The sequence below is a fragment of the Corallococcus terminator genome (assembly GCF_003611635.1).
Taxonomy (GTDB): Bacteria; Myxococcota; Myxococcia; order Myxococcales; family Myxococcaceae; genus Corallococcus; species Corallococcus terminator.
On sequence record NZ_RAVZ01000827.1, the window covers coordinates 1 to 431 of the forward strand.

Annotated in this window: 1 protein-coding gene; it reads left to right on the forward strand. The window is 71.7% G+C overall.

Annotated elements, in window-relative coordinates:
- Positions 1-431, forward strand: a 431-nt coding sequence (locus D7V88_RS42335) for a glycoside hydrolase domain-containing protein (protein WP_147449193.1), incomplete at both ends; no start/stop codon positions are given.

Below are 431 nucleotides of genomic sequence, written 5' to 3' on the forward strand. Positions count from 1 at the left end.
GACGTCGCCTTCGCCGGCGCCTACCTGCGTGGCGTGCCGCTGAAGGACCCGCTGACGACCTTCGACGCGGCGCTGAAGAACGCCACGACGATGCCGACGCAGAGTGGCGTCGGACGCAAGGGCCTGACGACCTCGATCTTCCAGAAGTTCACCGACACCTCGACCGCGGAGTCGGTGTCGTGGCAGCTCGAGGGCGGCATCAACGACGCCGGTCTCGCGCAGATGGCGACCGCGCTGCTGGCCGACCCCCGCACCCCCGCCTCGCGTCGCGCCGAGCTCCGCGACGACGCGGCCTACCTGGCCGACCGGGCCGGCCAGTACGTCAACCTGTTCGACCCGGCCGTCGACTTCTTCCAGGGCCGCAACGCCGACGGCACGTTCGCCGACGCCCCGGCCGACTACGACCCCGAGTCGTGGGGCGGGGTCTACAC